The organism is Amycolatopsis sp. DSM 110486, assembly GCF_019468465.1.
Lineage (GTDB): Bacteria > Actinomycetota > Actinomycetes > Mycobacteriales > Pseudonocardiaceae > Amycolatopsis.
Genome location: NZ_CP080519.1, coordinates 4,048,577 through 4,073,228, shown reverse-complemented (window position 1 = coordinate 4,073,228; position 24,652 = coordinate 4,048,577). Strand labels below are relative to the sequence as shown.

20 protein-coding genes are annotated in these 24,652 nt (G+C 68.3%); 6 read left to right on the top strand and 14 right to left on the bottom strand.

All coding sequences use genetic code 11. The features are described 5' to 3' along the window. Positions 1-63 precede the first annotated feature (63 nt). The 5 genes from K1T34_RS19735 to hxlA form a co-directional block, all read right to left on the bottom strand. Complete coding sequence (locus tag K1T34_RS19735; protein WP_220245708.1) at positions 64-1,440, bottom strand: ATP-dependent 6-phosphofructokinase; 1,377 nt, start codon at positions 1,438-1,440, stop codon at positions 64-66. 60 nt (positions 1,441-1,500) lie between these two features. Then, positions 1,501-2,469, bottom strand: a complete 969-nt coding sequence (locus K1T34_RS19730; RefSeq protein ID WP_220245707.1) for a fructose-bisphosphatase class II family protein — start codon at positions 2,467-2,469, stop codon at positions 1,501-1,503. A gap of 61 nt (positions 2,470-2,530) precedes the next feature. Further along, a complete protein-coding gene (gene hxlB / locus K1T34_RS19725; protein WP_220245706.1) occupies positions 2,531-3,118 on the bottom strand; it encodes a 6-phospho-3-hexuloisomerase in 588 nt (195 codons plus the stop codon). A gap of 37 nt (positions 3,119-3,155) precedes the next feature. Beyond that, positions 3,156-5,285: a transketolase gene (gene tkt, locus K1T34_RS19720; protein ID WP_220245705.1), complete on the bottom strand. Its 2,130-nt coding sequence runs from the start codon at positions 5,283-5,285 to the stop codon at positions 3,156-3,158. A 117-nt stretch (positions 5,286-5,402) separates the two neighbouring features. Further along, positions 5,403-6,032, bottom strand: coding sequence for a 3-hexulose-6-phosphate synthase (gene hxlA, locus K1T34_RS19715; RefSeq protein ID WP_220245704.1), 630 nt, complete (start codon positions 6,030-6,032; stop codon positions 5,403-5,405). 176 nt (positions 6,033-6,208) lie between these two features. Between hxlA and rpe the strand changes: the two genes are divergently transcribed. Continuing rightward, entirely contained in the window at positions 6,209-6,904 is a 696-nt protein-coding gene (rpe, locus tag K1T34_RS19710) for a ribulose-phosphate 3-epimerase (protein ID WP_255638594.1), read from the top strand. A 25-nt stretch (positions 6,905-6,929) separates the two neighbouring features. On the opposite strand, the gene K1T34_RS19705 is transcribed toward rpe, so the two are convergent. After that, entirely contained in the window at positions 6,930-8,300 is a 1,371-nt protein-coding gene (locus tag K1T34_RS19705; protein WP_255638593.1) for a DNA-binding protein, read from the bottom strand. Positions 8,301-9,031: 731 nt separating this feature from the next. Between K1T34_RS19705 and K1T34_RS19700 the strand changes: the two genes are divergently transcribed. The 4 genes from K1T34_RS19700 to K1T34_RS19685 all read left to right on the top strand — a co-directional run bounded on the left by K1T34_RS19700 (position 9,032) and on the right by K1T34_RS19685 (position 13,302). Then, the gene (locus K1T34_RS19700) at positions 9,032-10,426 is read left to right on the top strand and encodes a DNA-binding protein (RefSeq protein WP_220245702.1); all 1,395 of its coding nucleotides are present in this window, start codon (positions 9,032-9,034) and stop codon (positions 10,424-10,426) included. 359 nt (positions 10,427-10,785) lie between these two features. Continuing rightward, the gene (locus K1T34_RS19695) at positions 10,786-11,241 is read left to right on the top strand and encodes an MSMEG_3727 family PQQ-associated protein (RefSeq protein ID WP_220245701.1); all 456 of its coding nucleotides are present in this window, start codon (positions 10,786-10,788) and stop codon (positions 11,239-11,241) included. A 16-nt stretch (positions 11,242-11,257) separates the two neighbouring features. Continuing rightward, positions 11,258-12,937 (top strand): PQQ-dependent dehydrogenase, methanol/ethanol family, encoded by a 1,680-nt coding sequence (locus tag K1T34_RS19690; RefSeq protein WP_220245700.1) that lies wholly within the window; start codon positions 11,258-11,260, stop codon positions 12,935-12,937. Positions 12,938-13,095: 158 nt separating this feature from the next. Next, on the top strand, positions 13,096-13,302 hold the full coding sequence (locus K1T34_RS19685; RefSeq protein ID WP_220245699.1) for a recombination activating protein 1: 207 nt from the start codon (positions 13,096-13,098) through the stop codon (positions 13,300-13,302). Between the two features lie 16 nt (positions 13,303-13,318). On the opposite strand, the gene katG is transcribed toward K1T34_RS19685, so the two are convergent. From katG to K1T34_RS19670, 3 genes are all read right to left on the bottom strand, one after another. Then, positions 13,319-15,556, bottom strand: a complete 2,238-nt coding sequence (gene katG / locus K1T34_RS19680; RefSeq protein ID WP_220245698.1) for a catalase/peroxidase HPI — start codon at positions 15,554-15,556, stop codon at positions 13,319-13,321. 25 nt (positions 15,557-15,581) lie between these two features. Beyond that, positions 15,582-16,145, bottom strand: coding sequence for a manganese efflux pump (locus K1T34_RS19675; RefSeq protein WP_255638592.1), 564 nt, complete (start codon positions 16,143-16,145; stop codon positions 15,582-15,584). A gap of 220 nt (positions 16,146-16,365) precedes the next feature. Beyond that, the gene (locus tag K1T34_RS19670; RefSeq protein WP_220245697.1) at positions 16,366-16,542 is read right to left on the bottom strand and encodes a hypothetical protein; all 177 of its coding nucleotides are present in this window, start codon (positions 16,540-16,542) and stop codon (positions 16,366-16,368) included. Between the two features lie 388 nt (positions 16,543-16,930). On the opposite strand from K1T34_RS19670, the gene K1T34_RS19665 reads away from it, so the two are divergent. Continuing rightward, the gene (locus K1T34_RS19665) at positions 16,931-17,401 is read left to right on the top strand and encodes a ribose-5-phosphate isomerase (protein ID WP_220245696.1); all 471 of its coding nucleotides are present in this window, start codon (positions 16,931-16,933) and stop codon (positions 17,399-17,401) included. A 63-nt stretch (positions 17,402-17,464) separates the two neighbouring features. On the opposite strand, the gene K1T34_RS19660 is transcribed toward K1T34_RS19665, so the two are convergent. From K1T34_RS19660 to pepN, 5 genes are all read right to left on the bottom strand, one after another. Then, the gene (locus K1T34_RS19660) at positions 17,465-18,520 is read right to left on the bottom strand and encodes an HAD-IIA family hydrolase (RefSeq protein ID WP_220245695.1); all 1,056 of its coding nucleotides are present in this window, start codon (positions 18,518-18,520) and stop codon (positions 17,465-17,467) included. Beyond that, positions 18,517-19,452: a fructose-bisphosphatase class II family protein gene (locus tag K1T34_RS19655; protein ID WP_220245694.1), complete on the bottom strand. Its 936-nt coding sequence runs from the start codon at positions 19,450-19,452 to the stop codon at positions 18,517-18,519. The genes K1T34_RS19660 and K1T34_RS19655 overlap by 4 nt, the downstream gene beginning before the upstream one ends. Before the next feature lie 155 nt (positions 19,453-19,607). Further along, on the bottom strand, positions 19,608-20,585 hold the full coding sequence (locus K1T34_RS19650; RefSeq protein ID WP_220245693.1) for a class I fructose-bisphosphate aldolase: 978 nt from the start codon (positions 20,583-20,585) through the stop codon (positions 19,608-19,610). A 43-nt stretch (positions 20,586-20,628) separates the two neighbouring features. Then, positions 20,629-21,618 carry a LysR substrate-binding domain-containing protein gene (locus K1T34_RS19645; RefSeq protein ID WP_220245692.1) on the bottom strand — a complete coding sequence of 330 codons (990 nt, stop codon included), beginning with the start codon at positions 21,616-21,618 and terminating at the stop codon, positions 20,629-20,631. A 536-nt stretch (positions 21,619-22,154) separates the two neighbouring features. Further along, positions 22,155-24,650 (bottom strand): aminopeptidase N, encoded by a 2,496-nt coding sequence (gene pepN, locus K1T34_RS19640; protein ID WP_220245691.1) that lies wholly within the window; start codon positions 24,648-24,650, stop codon positions 22,155-22,157. Positions 24,651-24,652 lie beyond the last annotated feature (2 nt).

Below are 24,652 nucleotides of genomic sequence, written 5' to 3'. Positions count from 1 at the left end.
CCGGATCGACGCCGCGTTCGGCAGGCCAGGCAGGGCCTCCCGAACTTCGACCTGCCCGGAACGTCAGCAGAACCCCGAGCGCACCCGGACCCGGTCCGGTGCCGAACCGAACTCAGCCGGTTGGCAGGTGGTTTCGAGAACCGACATCCACAGGTCACCGTCGGGGTCGACCTGGTTGCGGCGGCTGGTCATGAGGGACAGCGGGACGTGGACGAAGCGGCGCCGCCAGCGGGCGACGGCGGCTTCGGTGTGGCCGGCCATGGCGGCGTGCACCGCGGCATGGGCCAGCCGCAGGCAGTAGACGGCGTCGTAGGCGTTGGCGGCGATGCTGCGGACCGCGTAGCTCGGGTCGATGTAGCGCATCGTGGGGGGCAGGCCGACGGACAGCAGGTGTGCTGTGATGCGCTCCTTGAGCAGTTCCCCGATGTTGCCGAGTTTGACGTTGCCGGATGCGTCGCGGCCGTTGAGCTGAGGCAGGCCGTGTTCTTCGAGGAGGTCCTGGCCCGCTCCCTCGGCGAGGACGATGACGACGAAACCCTTGGCTCTCACGCGCTGCTCCACGTGGGCCAGCAGGCCGTCCGCTCCCTCGAGGGCGAACGGGATCTCGGGGATCAAGACGATGTCCGCGGCGTTGGCGGACAACGCGGCATAGCTGGCGATGAAACCCGAGTGCCGGCCCATCAGCTTCACGATCCCGACGCCGTTCGGGCTGGCCGCGGCTTCGACGGAGACCGCGGTGATGAAGTCGGTGGCCCGCGCGAACGCGCTTTGGAACCCGAATGACTGGTCGGTGAAGGGCAGGTCGTTGTCGATCGTCTTCGGCACCCCGATGACGGCGATGTCCAGACCACGCGCCCGGATCGCCTTGCTGAGGAACGTCGCCGCGCGCATCCCCCCGTCGCCGCCGATGACGAACATGATGTCGACGCCGCGCAGGACGAGGCTGTCGACCATTTCGTCGGCGTCCTGGCCGCCGCGCGAGCTGCCCAGGATGGTGCCGCCGGCGTTGTGGATGTCGCGGACGCGATCGGGCGTCAGGTCGACGGTGTCGTAGCGGTGTTGTTCCGTCAGGCCCTGCAGACCGTTGCGGAAACCCAGAATCCGCTTGACTTTGTAGTGCACCGCGAGTTCTTGCACGAGACCGCGGATGACGTTGTTGAGCCCGGGACACAACCCCCCGCAGGTGACGATGCCGGCGGTCACGCGCGGAGGGTCGAAATAGATCTTCCGCCGAGGACCGGCGGCTTCGAAACTCGGCACCTGGCCGGGCGGGAGGCTGTGCTCGGCGAGCATGGAAACGGTGTCCTCGAGCAGGACCCGGTCGCCTTCCGCGACGTAGTGCGGAGAGGTCTGCTTGGTGGAGAGCATCTCGGAGAACGGCGAGTCGTAACGGCACTCGCCGAGGCGGCGAACGCCGAGGTCGTCCAGGTGCAACGTCACCGTGTCTCCTTGATCTCGATGGTCAACGGGGTTCGCGTTGAGCGCGAACCAGCCGGGAAGTCAGTCGAAGGTGGTGTGTGTTACGTGGCGAACCTGGCCCCGGGAAATCAGGAGCGATTCGGTGATCGTCGCCCCGGCACCGGTGCGCGGCCGCCCGACCAGCGGCCCGCCGTTGACGCCGGTGGCGACGAAAAACGCGTCGCCGGTGACGAGCTCGGCACACTCGTAAACGCGGTCGAGGGACATGCCCGCGGCGCGGATGGCGTCCGCTTCGTCGGCGCGTTGCGGGGCCAGGCGGCCCAGCATCCCGCCGCCCAGTGCCCGGACCGCGGCGGCGGTCAGCACTCCCTCGGGCGTGCCGCCGACTCCGATGAGCAGGTCGACATCGAGCGTCGGCAGGAGCACCGCGAGGCTGCCCCCGACGTCGCCGCCCGCCGGGGTCTGCACGGCAGCGCCGGCCCGCACCACCCGGGCGATCAGGTCCTTGTGCCGCGGCTTGTCCATGATGACCACGCGCAGCTCGCTGACCTGCTTGCCGAGCGCCTTGGCGACGTTGGCCAAGGTCACCTCGGCGGGATCGTCGAGATCGATGACGTCCTTCGCCGCGGCGGGCACCACGATCTTGTCCATGTAGAACCCGGGCCCGGGTGACCACAGCGTGCCCGGTTCGCCGAACGCGATCGTGGCCAGCGCACCGGGCAGGTCCTTCGCGCAGAACGACGTTCCCTCAAGGGGGTCGACGGCGATGTCGAAGTCCGGGCCGTGACCGTTGCCCACGACCTCACCGTTGAACAACATGGGGGCGTCGTCCTTCTCGCCCTCCCCGATGACGACGGTCCCGCGCCCGGGCGCGTCGGCCAGCGCCGCCCGCATCGCTGCGGTCGCGGCCGCGTCGGCGCCTTTCTGGTCGTGCCGGCCCACCCAGGCGTAGCTGGCCACCGCGGCGCGGCAGGTGGCGGCCAGCGCCACCGCCTCCAAAGTGTGGATGTCAACGCAAGTCCGCGCTTCGACCTCAGTCTGATACTGCATCTCGAACTCCTCTTCTCGTCTGTAGCATCAGGACAGTGAGATCGCGGCACCTGCGTTGCGGTCACTCGAGATTCGCGTGCAGCCGCCACAGTTCGCGGGCCTGGCTCCCGCTGGTCTTCCACAACGCGTGGAACAGTGCGTCGGTGGTCAGCAGCACCGACTGCTCGAACAAGCTGCCGGCGTACTGCACGGAGGCGGCACCGTCGAAGTCCTGCTTGTCCGCGGCCGGGATGATCAGCACTTCGGTCGCGGTCTTGGCCAGCGGTGACTCCGCCGCCGTGGTCAGCGCGATCACGTCCGCGCCCTGGTCACGGGCGGTCTGAGCGGCCCGCACCACGCGCGCCGTGGTCCCCGAGCCCGACGCCGCCACGAGGACGTCGCGCGCGCCGATCGCCGGCGCGGTCACCTCTCCGACGACGTGGGTGGGGAGTCCGAGGTGCATGAACCGCATCGCGGCCATCTGCAGAGCCAGCCCGCTGCGCCCGGTGCCGATCGTGAACACGGCCGGAGCCTTGAGCAACAACGCGCCGGCCCGGATCCAGGACGGGGATTGCACCCCCGCGCTCACCCGGTCGACTTCGCCGATGACAGCTCGCGTTGCGTCCACGAACAGGCCGGTGTCGAGCTTCTTCGAAATCGAGTGCGTCACCGAGATCTTCCTCCACAACTCAAGTAGGACAACGAATTCACGGCCGCGCGGCGCGCACGCTCCGCCGGGCCGCTTCGACCACGGCCTCGGTGGTGATGCCGAACTGGCTGAACAGGGTCTTGAAGTCGGCCGAAGCACCGAAGTGCTCCAGTGACACGATTTCTCCCGCGTCGCCGGCGAACCGGTGCCACGGCTGCGCGATACCGGCTTCGACGACCACCCGCGCGCGCACCGACGGGGGCAGCACCTTGTCCCGGTAGGACCGGTCCTGCCGGTCGAACCACTCCACGCACGGCACCGACACGACGCGGGTGGGCACCCCTTCGGCCTCGAGCACCTCCCTGGCCGCCACGGCCAGCTGCACCTCGGAACCAGTACCGACCAGCAGCACCTCGGGCCGCCCCGTGGAAGCCTCGGCGAGGACGTAACCGCCGCGGGCCACCCCCTCGGCGGAGGTGCCCTCCAGCGTCGGCAGGTCCTGGCGGCTCAGCGCCAGCCCGGCCGGGCCGGCGGTGTCCTCCAGCACGGCCTTCCAGGCGTACGCGGTCTCGTTCGCGTCGGCCGGGCGGACCACCGACATCCCGGGGATGGCGCGCAGGGACGCCAGCTGCTCGACGGGCTGGTGCGTCGGGCCGTCCTCGCCGAGGCCGATCGAGTCGTGCGTCCACACGTAGATGACGGGCAGCCGCATCAGCGCGGCCAGGCGCACCGCCGGGCGCATGTAGTCGCTGAAGATGAGGAAGGTACCGCCGTACGGGCGGGTTCCGCCGTGCAGCGCGATGCCGTTGAGGATCGAACCCATCGCGTGCTCGCGGATACCGAAGTGCAGCGTGCGACCGTAGGGGTTGGCCTGCCAGGCGTTGGTGGAGATCTCGACCGGGCCGAAGGAGTCAGCGCCCTTGATCGTGGTGTTGTTGCTCTCGGCCAGGTCCGCCGACCCACCCCAGAGTTCCGGCAGCACCGCGCCGAGCTTGGCCAGTACCGCGGCCGACGCCTTGCGGGTGGCGACGCCCTTGGCGTCGGGCTGCCAGGTGGGCAGATCGTCGGCCCACCTGGCCGGCAGCGCGCGCCTGCTGATGCGGTCGAGCAGCGCCTTTTGCTGCGGGTTGCTCTTCGCCCAGGCGTCGAACTCCAGCTGCCACTTCTCGTGGTCGGCCCGCCCGCGCTCGGCCACCTCACGGGTGTGGCGCAGCACGTCGTCGTCGACCTGGAAGCTCTGCTTCGGGTCCAGGCCCACGGCGCGCTTGACCGCGGCGAGCTCGTCTGCGCCCAGCGCGGCACCGTGCGCCTTGCCGGTGTTCATCTTGGTCGGGGCCGGGTACCCGATCACGGTGCGCAGCACGATCAGGGTCGGGCGGGCAGTCTCGGCCTTGGCCTGCTCGATCGCCGCCAGGATCCCGGTCACGTCCTCACCGCCGTAGACCGTGACGACGTGCCAGCCATACGCTTCGTAGCGCTTGGCGGTGTCTTCGGACAGCGCGATGCGGGTGTCGTCCTCGATGGAGATCTCGTTGCTGTCGTAGATCACCGTGAGGTTGCCGAGCTGCTGCGTGCCGGCCAGCGACGAAGCCTCCGAGGTGACGCCCTCCTCGATGTCGCCGTCCGAGGCGATCACGTAGACCTGGTGGTCGAACGGGCTCTTGCCCGGCTCGGCGTCCGGGTCGAACAGGCCACGCTCGCGGCGGGCGGCCATGGCCATCCCGACCGCGGTGGCCAGGCCCTGGCCCAGCGGGCCGGTGGTGGTCTCCACGCCCTTGGTGTGCCCGTACTCGGGGTGACCAGGGGTCAGCGAACCCCACTTGCGCAGGGCCTTCAGGTCGTCGAGCTCCAGGCCGTAGCCGGAGAGGAACAGCTGGATGTACAGGGTGAGGCTCGAATGCCCGGCCGACAGCACGAACCGGTCCCGGCCGAGCCACTGCGCGTCGGCGGGGTCGTGCCGCATGACCCGCTGGAACAGCGCGTAGGCGACGGGCGCGAGGCTCATGGCCGTGCCGGGGTGCCCGCTCCCGCAGTGCTCGACCGCGTCCGCCGCCAGCACGCGGGCGGTGTCCACCGCACGCCGGTCCAACTCGGTCCAGTCTTCGGGGAGTCGCTTGGTGGTCAAGCGAACAAGCTCTTCGGCTGATTCGATCGCGCGGGAACGGGAGATCGATCCGTTTGCTGCCATGGACGCGCACTCCTGATAATTCTCACTCGGCACATTCCGGCCAAATTAGAAAATGTGATATCGGGTCTTTTTCGCTGTGTGCCGAGCCGGTGCCCGGCACACAGCGAGTGGGTTCGGTCAGGCGGTGGCGCGCTTTTTGAGTTCCTTCGCTGCGGCACCCGGGTCGGCCGCGTTGTAGATCGCACCCCCCGCAACAGCGACCGTGGCGCCGGCTTCGCGGACCGCGGCGATGGTGTCGATCTTGATCCCGCCCGCGATCGAGAACGGCACACCCGCGAGGCGGCCGTCTTCCAGCAGGGTGTCGATCGTGTAACCGGGGCGGGCCTGCTCGTCCAGACCGGCGTGGATCTCCACAAAGGACACACCCAGCTTCGAGACCTCCCGGATCCGCGCGACCCGGCCCTCCACCACCGTGATCATGTCCGCCACGACCTGCTTGCCGTACTTACGACCCGCCGCCACCGCACCGCGCACAGTGTCGTCATCAGCCGCACCCATCACCGTCACCAGGTCCGCGCCCGCCTCGAACGCCAGCGCCGCTTCCAGCTCACCCGCATCCGCGGTCTTCAAATCCACGAACACCAGCTTGTCCGGATGAGCCGCCTTGATCGCACTCACCGCCGCGATCCCCGCCGACTTCACCAACGGCGTCCCCAACTCCAAAATGTCCACATGCTCAGCCACCTGATTCGCCAACGTCAACGCCGCCGGCAGATCCAACACATCCAACGCCACCTGCAACCGCACAACGATCTCCTCACAACCCACCGACGGCGAACCCGCCGACCAACCAACCGATAGCCCCCACAACAATCCTCACCCACCCGAAAACCGGCAACACTCCACCACATGCAAAAACACAATCCCCCAATGCGCACAACAAATACCCACCCATCGACCCACGCTGCTTTACGCTTGACGGCGTGTCGAACCAGCCCTTGATCGCGCCGTCCATCCTCTCCGCCGACTTCGCCCGGCTCGCCGACGAAGTCGCTGCCGTGCAAGGAAAACCAGGCCGCGGAGCGGACTGGCTGCACGTGGACGTGATGGACGCGCACTTCGTGCCGAACCTGACCCTGGGCCTGCCGGTCGTGCAGTCGTTGCTGGCCACCACGGACCTACCGCTGGACTGCCACCTGATGATCGAGAACCCGGATCACTGGGCGATCGGTTACGCGGAAGCGGGTTCCTACAACGTGACCGTGCACGTCGAAGCCGCCGACGATCCGGTCAAGCTCGCGAAGGACTTGCGCGCCGCGGGTTCGAAGGCGGGGCTGGCGATCAAGCCGAACACACCCCTGGAACCGTACGTCGACGTGCTCAAGCACTACGACACCCTGCTGGTGATGTCCGTGGAGCCCGGGTTCGGCGGCCAGAAGTTCATCGCGGACGTGCTCGACAAGGTCCGCAAGGCGCGCAGGATGGTCGACACCGGCCACCTGAACCTGGTCGTGGAGATCGACGGCGGCATCAACACCGACACGATCGAACAGGCCGCCGAGGCCGGCGTCGACTGCTTCGTCGCCGGCTCGGCCGTCTACGCCGCCGACGATCCGGCGCACGCCGTGGAGGGCCTGCGCCGCCAGGCACAGGCCCTCTCCGCCCGCGCCCAGCGGTGATTCCCTTGGCGCGGACCGGTTTCGGTCAGACGCCGAGCAACCGCCGCAGCTCCGGCGCGTGGCGTCGCGACACGGGAACGAACTCGTGGGAGCGGGAATCCATGATCAGGAAGAGCTCACCCTTGATCCCCCGCTCCAGTTCCGCCACCCGGCGGAGATTGACCAGAAAACGCCGGTGCACCCGGCTGAACCCGTAGGGCGTCAGTAAGCGCTCGACGTTTTCCAGGCCACGAGTCGCGGCTTGGATCCTCCCCCGTTCCGTGACCAGCCAGACGATGTTCCGGTCCGCCTCGGCGTAGCGGATCTCAGACGGGGCAAGCAGAACCAGACGGTCGTTGCGCATCCCGATCACGCGCCGGGGCAGCGGGCCGACGTCCGATTCCGAAGTGCTCTCGTACGGCTCGCCCTCTTGCACGCCGAACACGCACAGCATGCCCACCACGTGGTTCGAGTCGACAACGGGCCGCATGGTCACCGGAGTCGCTTCCTCCCCCGGGCTCACCGGCAGGTACGCGTAGCCGCTCCATTGTGTACTGCCCTGTGCCCGTTCCTTGGCCCACCGCACCACCTCAGGAAGCCCTGAGATATCCGGCATCCAGCGTTGCGCCGGCTCGATCGCGCCCGCGACGATGGTGGTTTCGCCGGCCAACCCGAGCAACGCGACGGCGGCCTCGTTCGCGGTGATCACGTTTCCACCCCGGTCCATCGCCATGAACGGACCATTGGCCTGGGCACACTTCTTGTTGAACTCGGAGATCACCTTGTCCGCCTCGTAGACGGCACGCCGGTAAATCTCCTGTTCGACGCACGAGACTGCTGTTGTCAGCCACGACGGCACGAGCTTGGACAGCGAAGCGTTCCACCGCGAGATGTTGATCGACGCGACCGGCGCGCCGGTCACCACGTCACGGATGGAAATGCCCGCGCAGGCCCATTGGTGGAAGGCTTCGCACCAGTGCTCCGGCCCGGTCACCGTGACCGGGCCGGACACCTCGAGCGAGGTCCCCATCCCGTTCGTGCCGGTGCACTCCTCCGACCACGACGACCACGGAGCGAGGTTGTGCAGCTCGGCCCGCCGCTGCGCGGAGGGATCACCCCAGGCCCCCAGGACTCGCCCGTCCCCGTCCGTGACGGTGACGACGGCGCCATCCTCTTCCACTTCCTGACCGGCCATCGCACCGAGGCCGCCGAGCGCGGTGAAGATGACGCCGTTGTCGATACGCGGGGAGTCGTCGCCCAGCGCTCCCGGAGCGACGTCCAACCTCCGATCCACCTCGTACCGATCGCGGCAGCGGTACCAGGACGCGAGGATCTCAGGCCGGACGCCCGTTTCGATGTCTTCGCCCCCGGCAAAACTTTCCCAGGCGCGAGCCACTTCTCTCGACGAAGTGGTCACCAGGGAGCCACCCGTCACCTGGTCACGTCCGCTCGGCCTGCTCGGCCCGATCGCCAGCGGCGGCACTCTCCCGGTCATCGCGACCTCCTTGTCGCCAGGCACGCCGGGGTCAGAGGGGACCACCGGGCAGTGACGGAAGTTACAAACTAACTCGCTGCCGCAAGCATTTCAAGACAGCTTCGCGTCGTTCAGCCACATAGCTGTAGACATAACATGACCAGCTCGGCGCCGCCGGATCAACGACGCAACCCGGCGGAACAACCGCCAAAACGGGCAGCGTCGGCAACAGGAAAACACCTTATGGCACAACATCATCTGGCGGAGTCAGCGGGGCCGCCCCTGTGGTTCCCCCTGGTCAGAACGGAAAACCCTGCTTCCGGCGGCCCCGTCGAGGGCTTTTGTGGAAAGCCACAACAAAAGACGCCGTTCACCAACAGGCAGTGGACCACAAATGATCTTGTTCCAAATACGGAACGACGATCATCGAAGCCGATACCGGGTGACCGTTGATGGGCGGATGACAACCGATAATCGCCGCCGCGCGACCGTTCGTTGGTCTTCCGCCCACAGTCAGCACAGTCGGCTTGCCCTCTAATCAGCGGAGAGTTTAGCTTGCGACGGCGGCGAAGCTACGCGGTGCGGCCCGATACGTCGGGATGCACCCGAGCGGTCATCGGCACCCCGGCGCTGGGGTGCCGTCCGGGGTGGCACCAGACCAAAGGCGGTCTCAGATGACACAGGTACGCCGGCTCGACCCGACCTCTCGCAGCTGCGGTGACGCCACGGTGCACGGAGCGTGGGAGCGGTTCGTGCGAGGCGAGGACGACCTGCGTGGCGTGCGGCCCGAGATAGCGATTTCCTGGCAGCGGTGCCGGGACCAGTACCGGGTCGACCCGTACCTCACCGAAGCCCCCGTAGCCGTCGCCGAGGTCGACCACGCGCTGGAGCACGACGTCGTGATCGCCGAGCTCGGCTTCCGCGCCGCCTCGCTGGCCCGTGAGGTCAGCAGCATCGGCGGCATCGTGACCATCACCGACGCCTCCGGCCGCGTCCTGGCCCAGTGGGGCGACCAGGCGACGCGCACCGTCGCCGCCGAGGCCAACCTGGCGCCGTGGTTCTGCTGGGCGGAGGGCGCGACCGGCACGAACGGCATGGGTACCGCGCTGATGTCCTACACCCCCGTGCTGATCCGCGGTGCGGAGCACTGGTGCCAGGCTTTCCACGACTGGACCTGCGCGGGTGTGGCGGTCCGCGACGTCGTGACCAGGGAACCGGTCGCGGTCCTCAACATCTCGTGCTGGCGCAGCGAGCCCCCCGCGGCGACGGGTGCCTGGCTCGGCAACGCCGCCACGATGACGCAGCGCATCCTGCGCCAGCGCGCCCAGGACGACGGTGCCGAACTGATGGCCGCCTTCAACCACGCCAGGTCACGCTCGATCGCGGCGCTCGCTGCCGTGGATCCCGCGGGCCGGGTCGTGCTCGCCGACGACACCGCGGGCGTGCTCCTCGGTATCCCGGGCTCCACGCCGGCGCCCGATCCTTCGGTGCGGTGGAAGCCGGAGCTGCCGGAGTTCATCCGGGCCACCCGGTACGCCGCCAAGCAGGCCGCCCGCAACCGTGACTGGACCGGTTCGACGCAGATCTTCACCCGCCTCTCCAGCGAACCGACCTCGATCAGCATCCGGCCGGTATTCCTGTCCGGGCACCTGGTCGGCACCCTGGTCTCGTTCGGAGTGTCCGAAGGCGATCCGCTACCTCGGGCCGGAGGCGACAGTCCCCTTCGCGCGCAACCGCACCGAATGGTCGCGACGCGCGAGAACCGCATGGTCCTGCTGCGGCTCCCCGAGGTCTCATTCGCACAATCGGACGGCAGTGACGTGTGGCTGTCCACCGACCAGGGACGATTGCGATCCGCCTCGCCGGGCCTCGACAAGCTCGAGACCGAGTTGGGCGATTCCGGTTTCCTGCGCGTGCACCGCCAGTACGTGGTGAACCTCAGTCGCATCAGGGAAGTCGAGCGCCGGTACAAGGGCGAGTTGTTCCTCGTCATGGACGACCAGGCGAAAACGATGGTGCCGGTTTCCCGGCGGAACACCCCCGCGGTGCGCCGAGCGCTGGAGATCTGATGACCCCGTTCGTGGGCTTGACAAGGTTTTCCTTGCCCCAGAACACCGTTGGCGCAGTGCACGAACGGTACCTCTCGTCGGGAGAACGGCGGAGTCTGGCCGATCTGTGGTGACGCATATCGGAATCCCTTGCGCGGAGGTAGAGTTCAAACTCGTTACAGGCTCGGAAATCAGCGCTCGGGTCGAAGCGGAATTCGGAACCGGCCAACGCCTGTAACCGCCGCGCAGAGCCAATTGTGGTGTGGCACTTGAGAAATTACGCGATCTCGCCGCCGACGAGCCGGCGCTTTCGTGTAGGTGAAGTGTATCCGCGAAATCTGTCAGAAGATTTATTTTTGCTGACGAGGAGGTGAAGTCCGATGACGGCTACCCAGGATCGTGAAGATCTCTTGGCCGAGCTCAGCGGACAGAACAAGGCAACCATCGGTGCCGTGCTCGGCACCGGCACGATCGCCAAGGCGACCGAGCGTCCCGACGGGACGATGGAAGGGACCATCCGGATCCCGGAGGACGCGATGGCGTGGGAGCCGGGGGTGCTGATCATGCCGCACGCCGGCATCCTCGAACTGACGATCATCAACGACGACAAGAACACCCACGCCTGCCTGCTGCCCAGCAACGGCGACCGGCAGTTCATCGGTCTGCTGAACCACTCGAAGGGCAGCGCGACGCTCGAGCTGGACGGTCCGGGCTGCTACTGGTACGGCTCGCCGGCCGGCAACGACGAGGGTCGCGGGCTGCAGGGCGCCATCGTCGTGTCCGGTGAGGTTCCGCCGGAAGCCAAGCTCGACCGACCCGCCCAGCCCCGGCCGTAGAAAGGCAGGACTCGCCATGACCCTCGAATACATCGACGCCGGTAAGGCGTTCAACCACAACAAGCTCTCGAACCTGCCGCACAGCGCGCCGGACGTGACGCGCGGCGTCAACTACGAGCGCATCCTCGACGCGCGCAACGAAGCCCAGAACTGGCTCACCTACTACGGCGACTACGACGGCAAGCGGCACAGCCTGCTCGACCAGATCAACGTCGACACCGTCAAGAACCTGAAGGTCGCCTGGATCCACCAGGCGAGCGCGACGGGGATGATCGCCTCGACGTCGACCTACGCCTTCGAGGCCAGCCCGCTGATGATCGACGGCGTCATGTTCGTCACTGGCTGGGACGGCTGGCTCTGGGCGCTCGACGCCAGGACCGGCGAGCAGCTGTGGCGCTACAAGCACGCGATCCCGATCGACGTGACCCTGTGCTGTGCCAACGTCAACCGCGGCTGCGCGGTGGCCAACGGCAAGGTCTACATGGTGACCCAGAACGCCCAGCTGGTGGCGCTCGACGCCACCACCGGCCAGAAGGTCTGGCAGAAGACCATCGGCGACGTGCGCGCGGGAGAGAGCGCTTCCATCGCTCCGCTGGTCATCAAGGACACGCTCATCACGGGTTCCGCCGGTGGCGAGTACGGCGTCCGCGGTCACATCGACTGCTGGGACCTGGAGACCGGCGAGCGGCGCTGGCGCACCTACACCGTGCCGAAGCCGGGTGAGCCCGGCTCGGAGACCTGGCCAGCCGACGGCGAGGCCTGGCAGCGCGGCGGTGCGAACCACTGGGTCACCGGAACGTTCGACCCCGACCTGAACCTGTACTACGCGGGCACCGGTAACCCGGCTCCCGACTTCGACGGCGAGGTCCGTGAAGGGGACAACCTCTACACCGACAGCGTGGTCGCGCTGGACGTCGACACGGGCGAGATCAAGTGGCACTACCAGTTCACGCCGCACGACCTGTGGGACTACGACTCCACAATGGAGATGACCCTGTTCGAGCGGGACGGCAAGAAGCTGCTGGCCCACTTCGACAAGAACGGGTACATGTTCGTCCTCGACCGCACCAACGGCGAGCTGCAGCACGTCACGCCGTTCGTCGACCGGATCGACTGGGGCGTCATCACCCGCGACGGCAAGGTGACCCCGCGCAAGTACCCGGACAAGGAAGGCGAGCCCTGCCACTTCTACCCCGGCCCCGCCGGTGCGAAGGAGTGGACGCACGCCTCGTACAACCCGGAGCACGACCTGTTCTACGTTCCGGTCGCCGACGTGGGCGCCACGGCCACCCGCCGTCGTCGCGAGTTCAAGGAAGGCATGCCCTACTGGGGTGCCGCCGTCGAGGTCGACGTCGACAACATGGCCGGGTCGGTCAGCGCGTTCGACTCCCACGGTGAAGAGAAGTGGCGCTACCGGCTCCCATTCCCGATGGCCGCTTCGACCCTGAGCACCGCGGGCAACCTGGTGTTCGCCGGCACGCCGGCGGGCGAGTTCATGGCGCTGCACGCCGAGACCGGTGAGAAGCTCTGGAGTTTCCAGTGCGGTAGCGGTCACCACAGCAGCCCGTCGACCTGGTCCCTTGACGGCAAGCAGTACATCTCGGTGCCGGTCGGCTGGGGTGGCTGGCTCGAAGGCATCGTCCCCGGCATGTCCGGCCAGGGTCACGGTGCCGCGCTGATCACGTTCTCCCTGTGACAACGAGTGCACCACTGATGCGAGACCCGGGGTGACTTCCCGACAGTCCCCCTTCCGCCCGTCCGGTGATCGAGGCCTCTCGATCACCGGGCGGGCGCCTTCGCGCGCGCAGGAAAGCCGCGCACCCCGGTCAAGGGCAAACAGCGAAAGGTGACGTGATGAACCAGTCGTCGATCCCCCAGCAGGACAACGAAATCGAGCGCCTGCCGTGCTTCAACTGCGGGGATTCCTACGAGTCCGGCGATCTCGCACGGCACACCGAGCCGGTGCACTGCGGGCCCTGCATCTCGTGCGTCGACCGGCCCGCGTGCTTCACCTGCCGGCTCATGTACTGCGTGTGCGAGGTGCACAAGTACCGGGGCTGAGGAGCCCCGGTCGGGGTCAGCGCAGGTCGAACCGGTCGAGCTCCATGACCTTGACCCAGGCGGACACGAAGTCCCGCACGAACTTCGCGCCGGCGTCCTCGCTCGCGTAGACCTCCGAGAGCGCCCGCAGCTCGGAGTTCGATCCGAAGATGAGGTCGACCCGGCTCGCGATCCACTTCACCTCACCGGTGCCGCGGTCTCGGCCTTCGTAGACCACCGTCCAGACGTCCGCGTTCCGCCTCGGCGCCCACTCCGTCCCCAGGTCCAGCAGGTTGACGAAGAAGTCGTTGGTCAACGTCCCGGGCGCCGAGGTCAACGCACCCAGCGGGGACCGCCGGTGGTTGGCTCCGAGCACGCGCAACCCGCCGACCAGCACGGTCAGCTCGGGCGCGGTCAAGGTCAGCAGGTTCGCCCGGTCCACCAGCAAGTGCTCCGGCGACATCCAGAAGCCGTCGCCGAGGTAGTTCCGGAAGCCGTCGGCAAGGGGCCGCAACGCATCGAACCACTCGACGTCGGTCCAGTCCTGCGTCGCGTCGGTGCGCCCGGGGCGGAACGGGACGTCGACGACGTGGCCGCCGGCCGCGGCGGCGTGTTCCACCGCGGCACACCCGCCGAGCACGATCAAGTCGGCCATCGAGATCCGTGTGCCCGACGGCTGCGAGGCGTTGAACCGCTCCCGGATCGCCTCCAGCACGGGCAGGACGACATCCAGCTGCTCGGGCTCGTTGACCGCCCAGCCGCACTGCGGCTCGAGCCGCAGCCGCGCCCCGTTCGCGCCACCTCGCTTGTCGCTGTCGCGGTAAGTCGACGCCGAGGCCCACGCCGTCGAGACGAGCTGCGCGACCGTCAGGCCCGATTCGAGAAGCTCGCGCTTGAGGGCGGCGACGCCATAGGCGTCCACGAGCGCGTGGTCGGACTCCGGCACCGGGTCCTGCCAGATCAGCCGTTCGGCCGGGACGAGCGACCCGAGATAACGCTGGATCGGGCCCATGTCGACGTGCGTCAGCTTGAACCAGGCCCGCGCGAACGCGTCCTCGAACTCGTCCGGGTGCTCCAGGAAACGCCGGGAGATCCGCTCGTAGGCCGAGTCCTCCTGCAGGGACAGGTCCGTGGTGAGCATGACCGGGTGGTGCTTCTCGTCCGGGTCGTACGGGTCCGGCACGGTGCCCTCACCCTGGCCGTCGGCCGGGATCCATTGCCACAGCCCGGCCGGGCTGAGCTCGACGTCCCACTTGTACTCGAACAGCGTCTCGAAGAAGGTGTGGTCCCACGTGACAGGCGTGCGCGTCCACATCCCCTCCAGCCCGCTGCTCGTGGTGTCGGGGCCCTTGCCGGTGCCGTGTTCGTTCGCCCAGCCCAGGCCTTGCGCGGTGAGCGGCGCGGCTTCGGGGTCGGGGCCGAGGTGCACGGCCGGGTCCAGCAGCCCGTGGGTCTTTCCGAAGCTGTGGCCGCCGGCGATCAGCGCGACCGTCTCCTCGTCGTTCAGGCCCATCCGCCGGAACGTCTGCCGGATGTCGCGGGCCGCGAGTACCGGGTCGGGGTTGGTGGCGGGGCCCTGCGGGTCGACGTAGATCAGGCCCATGTCGCTGGCCGCCAGCGGCTCGTCGAGGTCACGGCGGCCGCTGTGCCGGTCGTCCGCCAACCACTTGCGTTCCGGCCCCCAGTACGTCTCGTCGGGCTCCCACACCTCGGCCCGGCCGCCGCCGAAGCCGAAGGTCTTGAAGCCCATCGACTCCAGTGCCCGGTTGCCGGCGAAGACCATCAGGTCCGCCCAGGAGATCCCGCGCCCGTATTTCTTCTTCACCGGCCACAACAACCGGCGCGCCTTGTCCAGGTTTCGGTTGTCGGGCCAGCTGTTCAAGGGGGCGAAGCGTTGCATCCCGGCGCTCGCACCGCCTCGGCCGTCGCTGACGCGATAGGTACCCGCGGCGTGCCAGGCCATGCGCAGCACGAGCGGGCCGTAATGCCCGAAGTCGGCGGGCCACCAGTCCTGCGAGGTTGTCAGCACCTCGTCGACGTCACGCGCCAGCTCGTCGAGGTCCACCGTCGCGAACTGCTCGGCGTAGTCGAAATCCGGGTCCAGCGGGCTGTCGGCGGGTTGGTTGCGGTGCAAGGTCCTCAAGTCGATGCGGTGCGGCCACCAGTCGTTGGGGTTGCCGCTCGCCGTGGGGTGGTTGCGCCGCCGAGCCGGCCGCGACTCTTCCAGGACCCGGTCGTAAGTGCGGTAGACGTGGGTATCGGGATTCTCCGGCATGGCTGTCCTCCCCCGGCCGCGTCGATCAGTCGAAGACCAGCGGCAGCAGGATCGCCGCGCCGAGCAGCGAGATGCCGCAGAGCAAGTCGGCACGAACGCGGATGACCTTGGCCGCCATCTTCCCGACGAAGAGCCCGACGAACGACATGATCATCGTCATGACACCGAAGGCCACCATGGGGACGATGAGGGAGAACCCGGCGATCCCCAGACCGGCGCCCGCGACGAAATTGTCGATGCTCAGCGAAAGCGGCATGCCGAAGAGCGTCACCCACGGGTGGTCCAGGTCTTCCTCCGCCGGCTCCGGGTTCCGGATCGCTCCGACGATGAAGTAGATGCCGTACAACCCGAGCGCGGCCGCCCCGACGTAGTCCGCCCAGTCTCCGAGGAAGTCACCCAGGAAGTGCCCGATCAACCCGCCCAGCAGCGGACTCACGGCATCCCACACTCCGAAGACGACGGCGACCTGCACGGCGCGACGCCAACCGAAAGGAATGGTTCCGATAGCGATCGACGAGCGGAAATTGTCGAGACTGAGCCCGAAGGCAAGCGCTATCAGCGGAAGAAATTCAAGAGACACCTGAACCACCTCAACAGATCAACCAGGGTTCACCGGGGAGGGAGACTGTGAATATCAGCCTGTTCTCGACAGGGGGTTTTGCTACTTTCCGCGGGTGCCGCAAGGCCCCGGCGCGATGGATTCACTCGCTCCGGGGCCTTGCGTCAACACAGAGGTAGCCTGGCCGCGGATTTCAGCCCTCTGCCGCGGCTACGAGAAATCAAGCGACACGGGCCGTGGAGCCCGGCTGTCAGGCCCGGTAAAAGTAGCCGGTGGCCTCAGCGCACACCTCGACGACCGTGTACTCCGGAGTTTCCCACTGCATGTTTTCCTCCTCAGCTGTTGGCTGCGCCCGGCGACTGAGCCAAAACCGGACATCCGTGATCCGCGCAATTTCGCGAACAACGTCGCGAAATTTCGCGGTCATGAAACAGCATCTTGGATTTAACGTAGGTGTCGCAACCGACCTTGAACCAGTGGTCGGGAACCGGTGTCGAACGGCGCCCTGAGGCCGACGAGTGGAGGAGGCACGCTCACCGACGGCACGCGGCACGACGCCCGGCCGTCCCACCAAACACCCCTACGACCTGCGAGAACGTGGTCGCGAGCAGCTGGACCGACACCGGTGCCGCGGCGGCGGGCAACACCTGGCCCCGCCGGCAGACCCCGCTGTGTCGAAGCCCGTTCTCGGACATACTCCAGCGCCAGAGTACGAGTCAGCGGGCGCGGACGTCAATCGTCCCCATCAACGATCCCAATGCCGTCCCAGCGAATAACGAAGCACCGATTCACAAATCCGGAATTAGACTGCTCACGTGCGAATCTACCTTGGCTCCGATCACGCCGGACTCGAACTCAAGAACCACTTCGTCAAAAGGCTCACCGACCTCGGCCACGAGGTGATCGACGTCGGCCCCGCGACCTATGACGCGAATGACGACTACCCACCGTTCTGCGTCGAGGCGGCGCAGCGCGTGGTCGCCGACGAAGGCAGTCTCGGTCTCGTCATCGGCGGTTCCGGAAACGGGGAACAGATCGCCGCGAACAAGGTGCCCGGCGCCCGCGCCGCGCTGACCTGGAACGAGGACACGGCGAAGCTGGCCCGGCGGCACAACAACGCACAGCTGGCCGGCATCGGCGCCCGGATGCACACCGTCGAGGAGGCCGAGCGCATCGCGGACGCGTTCCTCGGCACCGAGTTCGAGGGCGGCCGCCACCAGCGCCGGATCGACTTGCTGGCCGACTACGAGCGCACCGGTGAACCGCCCGCGCTGCCAGGACAGTGACGTGAGGGGCCGCGCCGGGGAGAACCGGCGCGGCCCCTCACGAACGCTTTCACAGCAACCAGGTCACCGGGCTTGATCCATCCGGCGGAGTCCGAGCTGTCGTTCGATCTCGTCCCACCGGCCGTCGTCGTCGGAGACCGCACGACCGGCGTCGCGAGCGGCCCACGCCGTGATGACGACGGACCGCAGCGCTTGGCCGTCGTCACCGCCGTACGGCATTCGGGGGACGGCGTCCGGCCCGAGGTCGACGAGGTGCTCGGGCGAAGTGGCGGACAACCGCAGTGCGGGCGCGAGCAGCCCGCTCAGATCGGTGGCGACATACGTCGGACGCGCGGCTCGCTCGGCGAAGGCCAGGTCCCGCAGCCGCGACGCCCCGGTCAGGACGAAGAGCGAGTCGAGGCCGGCCGAGTTGGCGCCCTCGATGTCGGTCTCCAGCCGGTCCCCACACACCAGGGTGTCCGGCCGATCGGTCCCGAGCCGGGAGCGGGACAGGTCGAACAGGGCGGCCTGCGGCTTGCCGACGACGTGGGGCGCCGCGTCGACCGCCGTCTGCACCAAGGCGACCAGCGCGCCGTTGCCGGGCGCTTCTCCGTACGGCGTGGGCAGCGTGAGGTCGACGTTCGTGGCCACCCAGGTGGCTCCGGCCCCGACGAGGTAGCCCACCGCCGCGAGCTCGGTCCAGGTGACGTCGGATCCCAGCCCCTGAACCACGGCTTCGACCGGCCTGCCGCTCAGATCCGCGACGCGGACCGGCGTCAAGCCGGCTTCGGTGAGTGCCTGGGCGACGCCCGGGCCGCCCACCGCACACACCAGCGCACCCGGCACCAGCCGCTCGGCCAGGTACGCCGCGGCCGCCTGCGAGCTGTTGACGACCGACCAGCGCCGCGGTGCGATCCCCAGCCCGCGCAGGTGGTTGCCCACGTCTTCGGGAGGGCGCGACGCGTTGTTGGTCGCGAACACGACCGGGACACCGTCCGCCGTCACCCGGTTCAAGGTCTCCACCGCACGGGGGACCGCGTCCGCCCCGCGGTAGACCACGCCGTCGAGATCGCAGATCAGTCCGCGGTAGCGCGTGATGAGGGGCTCGGCCCGGACGGACGTCGTGGTGTCCCCGGTCATGCGGATCGGTGTTGGGTCTTGACGATCCGCGCCGTTTCCGGCTGCGAACACAGCACAATGGACTGTGTCGTGGTCCGGCCGGCGTGCTGCTGCACCCCGCGCAGCACCTCGCTGCCGGTCACCCCGGTGGCGCAGAACAGAATGCGCTCGCCGCGGACCAGGTCCTCGGTGTGGAGAACATCGTGGCGGGTGCCGGAGTCGTCCGACCGCAACCGCGCCTGCACGGACCCGCCGAGGCAGGACAGGGCAGCCGCGGCCATGACCCCCTCCGCCGCGCCCCCGGTGCCCAGCAAGACGTCCACCGGGCTCTCCGGACGGGCCACGGCGATCGCACCCGCGATCTCGCCGCCCTCGATCAGGTGCACGCGCGCACCCGCGTCGCGGATTTCGTGCACGAGCTCCCGGTGCCATGGCCGGTTGAGCACGGCGACGACGACGTCCGAAACCCGGCCGCCCTTGGCCGAGGCGACCGCTCGCAGGTTCTCGGCCACCGGGCGGTCGAGCTCGACGACGCCGGCGCACTCGGGCCCGACGACCAGCTTCTCCATGGCGACATCCGGCGGCGGGTCGAAAAGCGCACCACGCTCGGCCACCGCGACCGCCGCGAGCGCGTTCGGCACGTCTCTGGCCACGGAAAGCGCGCCGTCACCCGCGTTGATCGCGACGTCGCAGGCCGGCCCGGCTCCGGTGCCGACCTCTTCGCCCTTGATCAGTCGTTTCCCGTCCTCGCCGAGCACCACGACGCCACGCATCGGCACCGACCCGATCACGTTGTGCATCGCCTCGACGGCGGCGGCCTTGCCGCTGATCTCGTCACCGTGCCCGACCCACCGGCCGGCCGCGAGCGCGGCGGCTTCGGTGACCTGCACGAGTTCGAGCGCAAGGGCGTGATCGAGTCCGTCGACGCCGGTGGCCCATTCTTTGGTTTTCATGAACCTCAATCCCCTCGGACTGGTCGGTGAAGGGTGTGCTGTCGTGAACACCGAACCGAGGGCGACCGGACCGGCAGACCACCTCGCCGTTCCGGTCGCCCCCTTCAAGGAGGCGCCGGCCGCCGGCACCGCGGACGGCCCCCCGGCTCGAACGCTCAGCGGGCGGCGGCGTTCGCGACAGCTCGGTCGGAGAGCACCTGCTGGGCGGCGGCCCGCTTGCCCTCGTCGCCCCGCCACGCCTCCAGAGCCGGCCCGACCAGTGCCCGGCCGAAGGAGTACGTGAGCTCCCAGGGCAGCGGATCGAGCTTCTGCATCGCTCCGAGGTGCTGGGTCGCCACCTCCGGGCGTTGCCCACCGGAAAGGAAGGCGATGCCCGGCACGGACGCCGGCACCGTCGCGCGCAGAGTGTCCACTGTGGCCTTGGCGACATCGGCGACCGAGGGCCGATCCGAGCTGCCCGCTCCGGCGACGACCATGTTGGGCTTGAGGACGATGCCGTCGAGCTGCACCCGCATCAGGTCGAGCTCCTCGAACAACACCTCCAGCACCGACGTCGTCACCTGCCGGCACTGGGCCAGCGAGTGGGAACCATCCATCAGCACCTCGGGTTCCACGATGGGCACCAGGCCGCCTTCCTGGCAGAGGCCCGCGTACCGCGCCAACGCGTGCACGTTCGCGTGCACCGCGCGCTCCGACGGCACGTTGTCGCCGATCGTGATCACCGCGCGCCACTTGGCGAACGTCGCTCCGCCTCGCACGTAGGCCGCGACTCGTTCACGCAGCCCGTCGAGCCCTTCGGTGATCTTCTCGTCGGAGGCTCCCGCCAACGGCTTCGCCCCGGTGTCGACCTTGATCCCGGCCAGAATCCCGAGATCGTCGAGGAACTCCGGGAACGTACGTCCGTTGGTCAATTTCTGGTGGAACGTCTCGTCCGCGAGAATGACGCCGCTGATCGATTCGGCGAGCCGGGGGGTCGTGACGATCAGCTCGCGGTAGACCCGGCGGCTTTCCTCGGTCGGCTCGACCCCCACCTTCTCCAGGCGAGAAGACATCGTCCCGATGCTCTCATCGGCAGCGAGAATACCGCGCCTGTTGGAGACGAGCGTGCGCGCGATTTTATTCAGTGCTGACATCTACCTTGCTCCTCCTGAGTCTCGACCGACGTTGACCGTCGTCTTACGTTTTGGTGGTGGTTTTCGCGACCGCGAGCCGACTGCCTTTGACTTTCTGCCCAGGCACGAAAACCGGCATCGGACTGCCTTTCGACGCTGCGATCTCCACCAGTTCCCGCGCGTACCCCGGGAGATCCCGGCGCTCACTCCACGCCGCGTAGATGGGTTTCGCCGGCATTTCCTGGTCGACTGCCACCAGGTGCAGCCGGCCTTCCGCGAGTTCGGACCGCACGGTCGAAATGTTCAGCACGGTCACCCGCTGGCTCGTCGCGACCGCTTGCTTGATCGCGGCGCTGGAGGGAAATTCGACGTAACTGCGCGGGGTGCGGGCAGTTCCCAGCAGCTCATCCGTGAACTCCCGGAGTCCTGAACCGCGCTCGCGCAGGACGAGTGGCGCGGATGCCAGCTCCCGCACCGTCAGGGGACGGGTCCTCCTGGCCCACGGGTGCTTCGCGCCGACCACCACGGCCAGCATGTCGTCGCAGATGTAGCGGGTGACCATGTCGTCGCCGAACTGCTTCTGCACGTGGCTTCCGGCCTGGCACCAGCCATCGATGAACGCGAGATCGACGTGGCCCGCCCGGATCAGCCGGCGGAGCTCGTCGATGCTGCCGGTCTGCACCTCCACCCGGGCCTCACCGAACGAGAACCCGGACCGGTTCAGCCATTCAGGGATCAAATGCTCGGAGACGGCCGGGCTGCCCGCGACCCGCAGCCGTTTCGCATCGGCGGACGGAGCCCCGGATCCGAACTCCAGCAACTCCCGCGCGGCACTCATCACGTTGCGGGCGTACTTCGCCAGCATTTCCCCGTCCTCGGTGAGCTTCGAACCGGTAGGAGAACGCTCCAGCAGCCGAAGACCCAGACGGCGTTCCATCGCGCTGATCCGGATACTGGCGGCCGGCTGCGAAAGACTGTGCGCTTGAGCGGCTTTTCCCACGCTGCCATAACTTTCCACTGACAGCAGTAAATCGAGGTCGGCGAGCTGAGGCATCTTTGACGGAAGAACCACGTTTCCACCTCTCGCTCCGCAGAAAAGCAGTTGTCGGCTACACCGGCGGCTCCCGGTGTGCAACGAGCGTGCCCGGCCCGGATTGCGTGGTCAATCTGTTGAGCACGAACGCGCACTGTGCGGACATGAACGGTGTGCACCGCGCCACATACGGACGTTCGGGGTAATCGGGCGGCGGCGAAGAGGCCGTGAACTGCACCCGTTCGGCAATCTCAACACGGCGAACGGCCGGTAGTCAAGGGACTCGTGTTCCCCTTCGTGGCAGCCCCGACACCGTTCGTCCTGGATTCACGGCCATTCGTTCGACCTGGCTTGCCGCAATTTCCACGCGCCGACCATAGTTCGGCGACGAAGTTCCGGGTTTCGGGACGCAGCTGCTTTTCCCGGACAGTAACAGTTCCATTCCCTTTCTCGCCATCGCGGCGGTCGGCCGGCACCCGCGGGCGGGACTCCTGCTGGCGCAAGGTTCCGGCCTGCACAGAGCACCGGGGCCTTGCGCCATCCACCTCGATTCCGCCTCAGCGCGCCGCGTCGCACGCCCGCGCGGCCCGCATGAGGGCCAGTTCGGTCCGCTCCTCGCGGACGACCTTACGCACGTTTTCGGGGAGCAATCCGCTCTCCAGCAGGCGATCCGTGCGAGCCAGCACCGCGTGCTCGTCGGTCGTGAACCGCGGGTACAGCCCCCGCGCGAACGCCAGCGGGAACTCAGCCTCGCCTGCGCCGCTCTCCAACGCCCGCAGGTAGCGGTCCGCGTACGGGGTGAGCAGCGCCTCCTGCCCCGGTTGCCGCAGCCCCGCCATGACGGCTTTCCGTTCCGCGAGCGAGAAATCCTCGCCGACCACCCGCGTCCAGGCCTCTTCTTTGGCGGCCCGCGTGGGACGCGCGGCTTCTGCCGTCAAGGCGTTGCGGCGGCCGCCGTCCCCCGGATCGGCTTCCCGTGCGACGCGCAGCAGTCCGTCGACGTCGCCTCCGGTCAAGGCCAGGCGGACCGCTGCCCGCCACCGCAGGTCCCGATCCACTTCCAGGTCCAGCCACGGCGACCGGCCGCGCACGAGGTCGCTCAGCAAGCCGTGGTCCTGGCCGACACCGACGAGAGCTCGGGCGAGAACCAGCCGGCGGTCACTGCCGAGCGCGGCGGCGGCCAGCTGCGCGCGCACCCGGCGCGCGACGGCTTCGAGCAGCCGGTCCCGGTCGAGCGGGTCTCCGTAGAGCTCGACCGCTCGCACCGCACGTTCCACCAACGCTTCCAGCACACCGACATCGCTCTCCCGGACGCCGTGGGTGAGCACGGCCGCCGCGTAGCTGCGTGCCGGCAGGCGTGCGTCGAGCACGTCGTCCCACAACGCTCCCCAGACGACTGCCCGCGCCCGCCGATCATCCAATGTGGACAGACTCCGCAGGGCCGTCCGCCGGGACCGCGGGTCCAGCCTGACCTTGACGTGGCGCACCGCGTCGTCGTTGGGCACGAGCAGGTCGGCGCCGGCGACGGCACGGTCACCCTCACGGGGACCGAGTGACACGTGCGCGCGGTGCCGCAGCAGCAGCTCGCCCTCGCGTTCGTCAAACGCGGCGACCCGCAACGTCAAGTGGCGCGGCCGAACCTCCGGATCGGGAAGCTGGACCAGGCGGCCGCGAGCCACCTCGACCGTGTTGACCCCGCGGCGCAGCAGCCACTCGTCGACCCACCGGTCCACGTCCTCGTTCGACAGCTTCCGAAGCGCGGCCACGAAATCCTCGAGGTCGGCGTTGCCCCACGCGTGCGTCCGCAAGAAGGTCCGCACGCCGGCGACGAAAGTTTCCCAGCCCACGCGCGAAGCGAGGTCGTGGAGCACCGCCGCGCCCCTCAGGTAGACGATCGGCCCGAGATTCGACCGCGCGGCGGCGGTGTCGGCGGTTTCCACCCGGATCGCGTGGGCCGTGGGCAGCCGGTCGGCGTGCCGGGCGGCCGGCAGGGCGTGGTGGGCGAACGCGGTCCAGCCTTCCCCGTACGGCGTCGCTTCGGCCTGCGCGACGACGGCCATCATCGTCGCGAAGGCCTCGTTCAGCCACAGGTCGTCCCACCAGCGCATCGTCACGTAGTCGCCGAACCACATGTGCGCCATCTCGTGCAGCAGGACCTCGGCGCGTTTTCGCCGCGCTTCCGCGGTGACCCGGTGCTGGAACACGAACCGCTCGTTGAGCGTCACGCAGCCCGGGTGTTCCATCCCGCCGAACGCGTACTCGGGCGCGAAAACGTGGTCGTACTTGGTGAACGGGTACGGCAGGTCGAACAACCGGCCGTAGAAGTCGAGCCCGCGCCCGATCACGTCGAAGAGTTCGGGCGCGTCGCGAGTGAGCTCCTCGAAGAGCGAGCCACGCGCGTACAGCGCCAGCGGCACGGCGCGGTGGCTGGACCGCAGCCGCCGGAACGGGCCGGCGGCGAAAGCCACCAGGTACGGCGGCAGCGGTGGCGTACGGCCGAAGCGCCACGTCGAACGATCGCCGACCGGCGTCGGTGGTTCCTCGGGGTCGGTGTTGGCGACCACGACCCAGCCGGCGTCGGCGGTGACAGTCAGGTCGACCGTCGCCTTCAGATCGGGCTGGTCGAAGCACGCGAACACCTGGTGCGCCGCGAAAGGTTCGAACTTCGTGTGCACGTAAACCTGGCCGTCGAGCGGGTCCTGGAACCAGTGCAGCCCCTCACCGGTTCGCGAATACGCCGCGAAGCCGGCCACGCGAACGGTGTTCCCGCCGGGGCGCACGGCCAGCCGGACGCGCGTCCCTTCGTGCGCGTCCGGCCCCAGCTCACGGCCGTTGCACTCGGCCGACTCGACCTGCCCCGCGAAGTCGAGGAAGACGAACGCATCCCCGGACCGAGCCTGGAAGCGGACCACCGTGCTCGTCGCGAACTTCCGCGCACCGACCGTCAAGTCGAGCTCCACCGCGTAATGGACGTCGAAGACCTCAGCCGAACGCGCTGCCGCCTCGTCCTGCGTCAGCTTGTCACCGGAGGCGACCCGGCCGTCGAACGGCATCC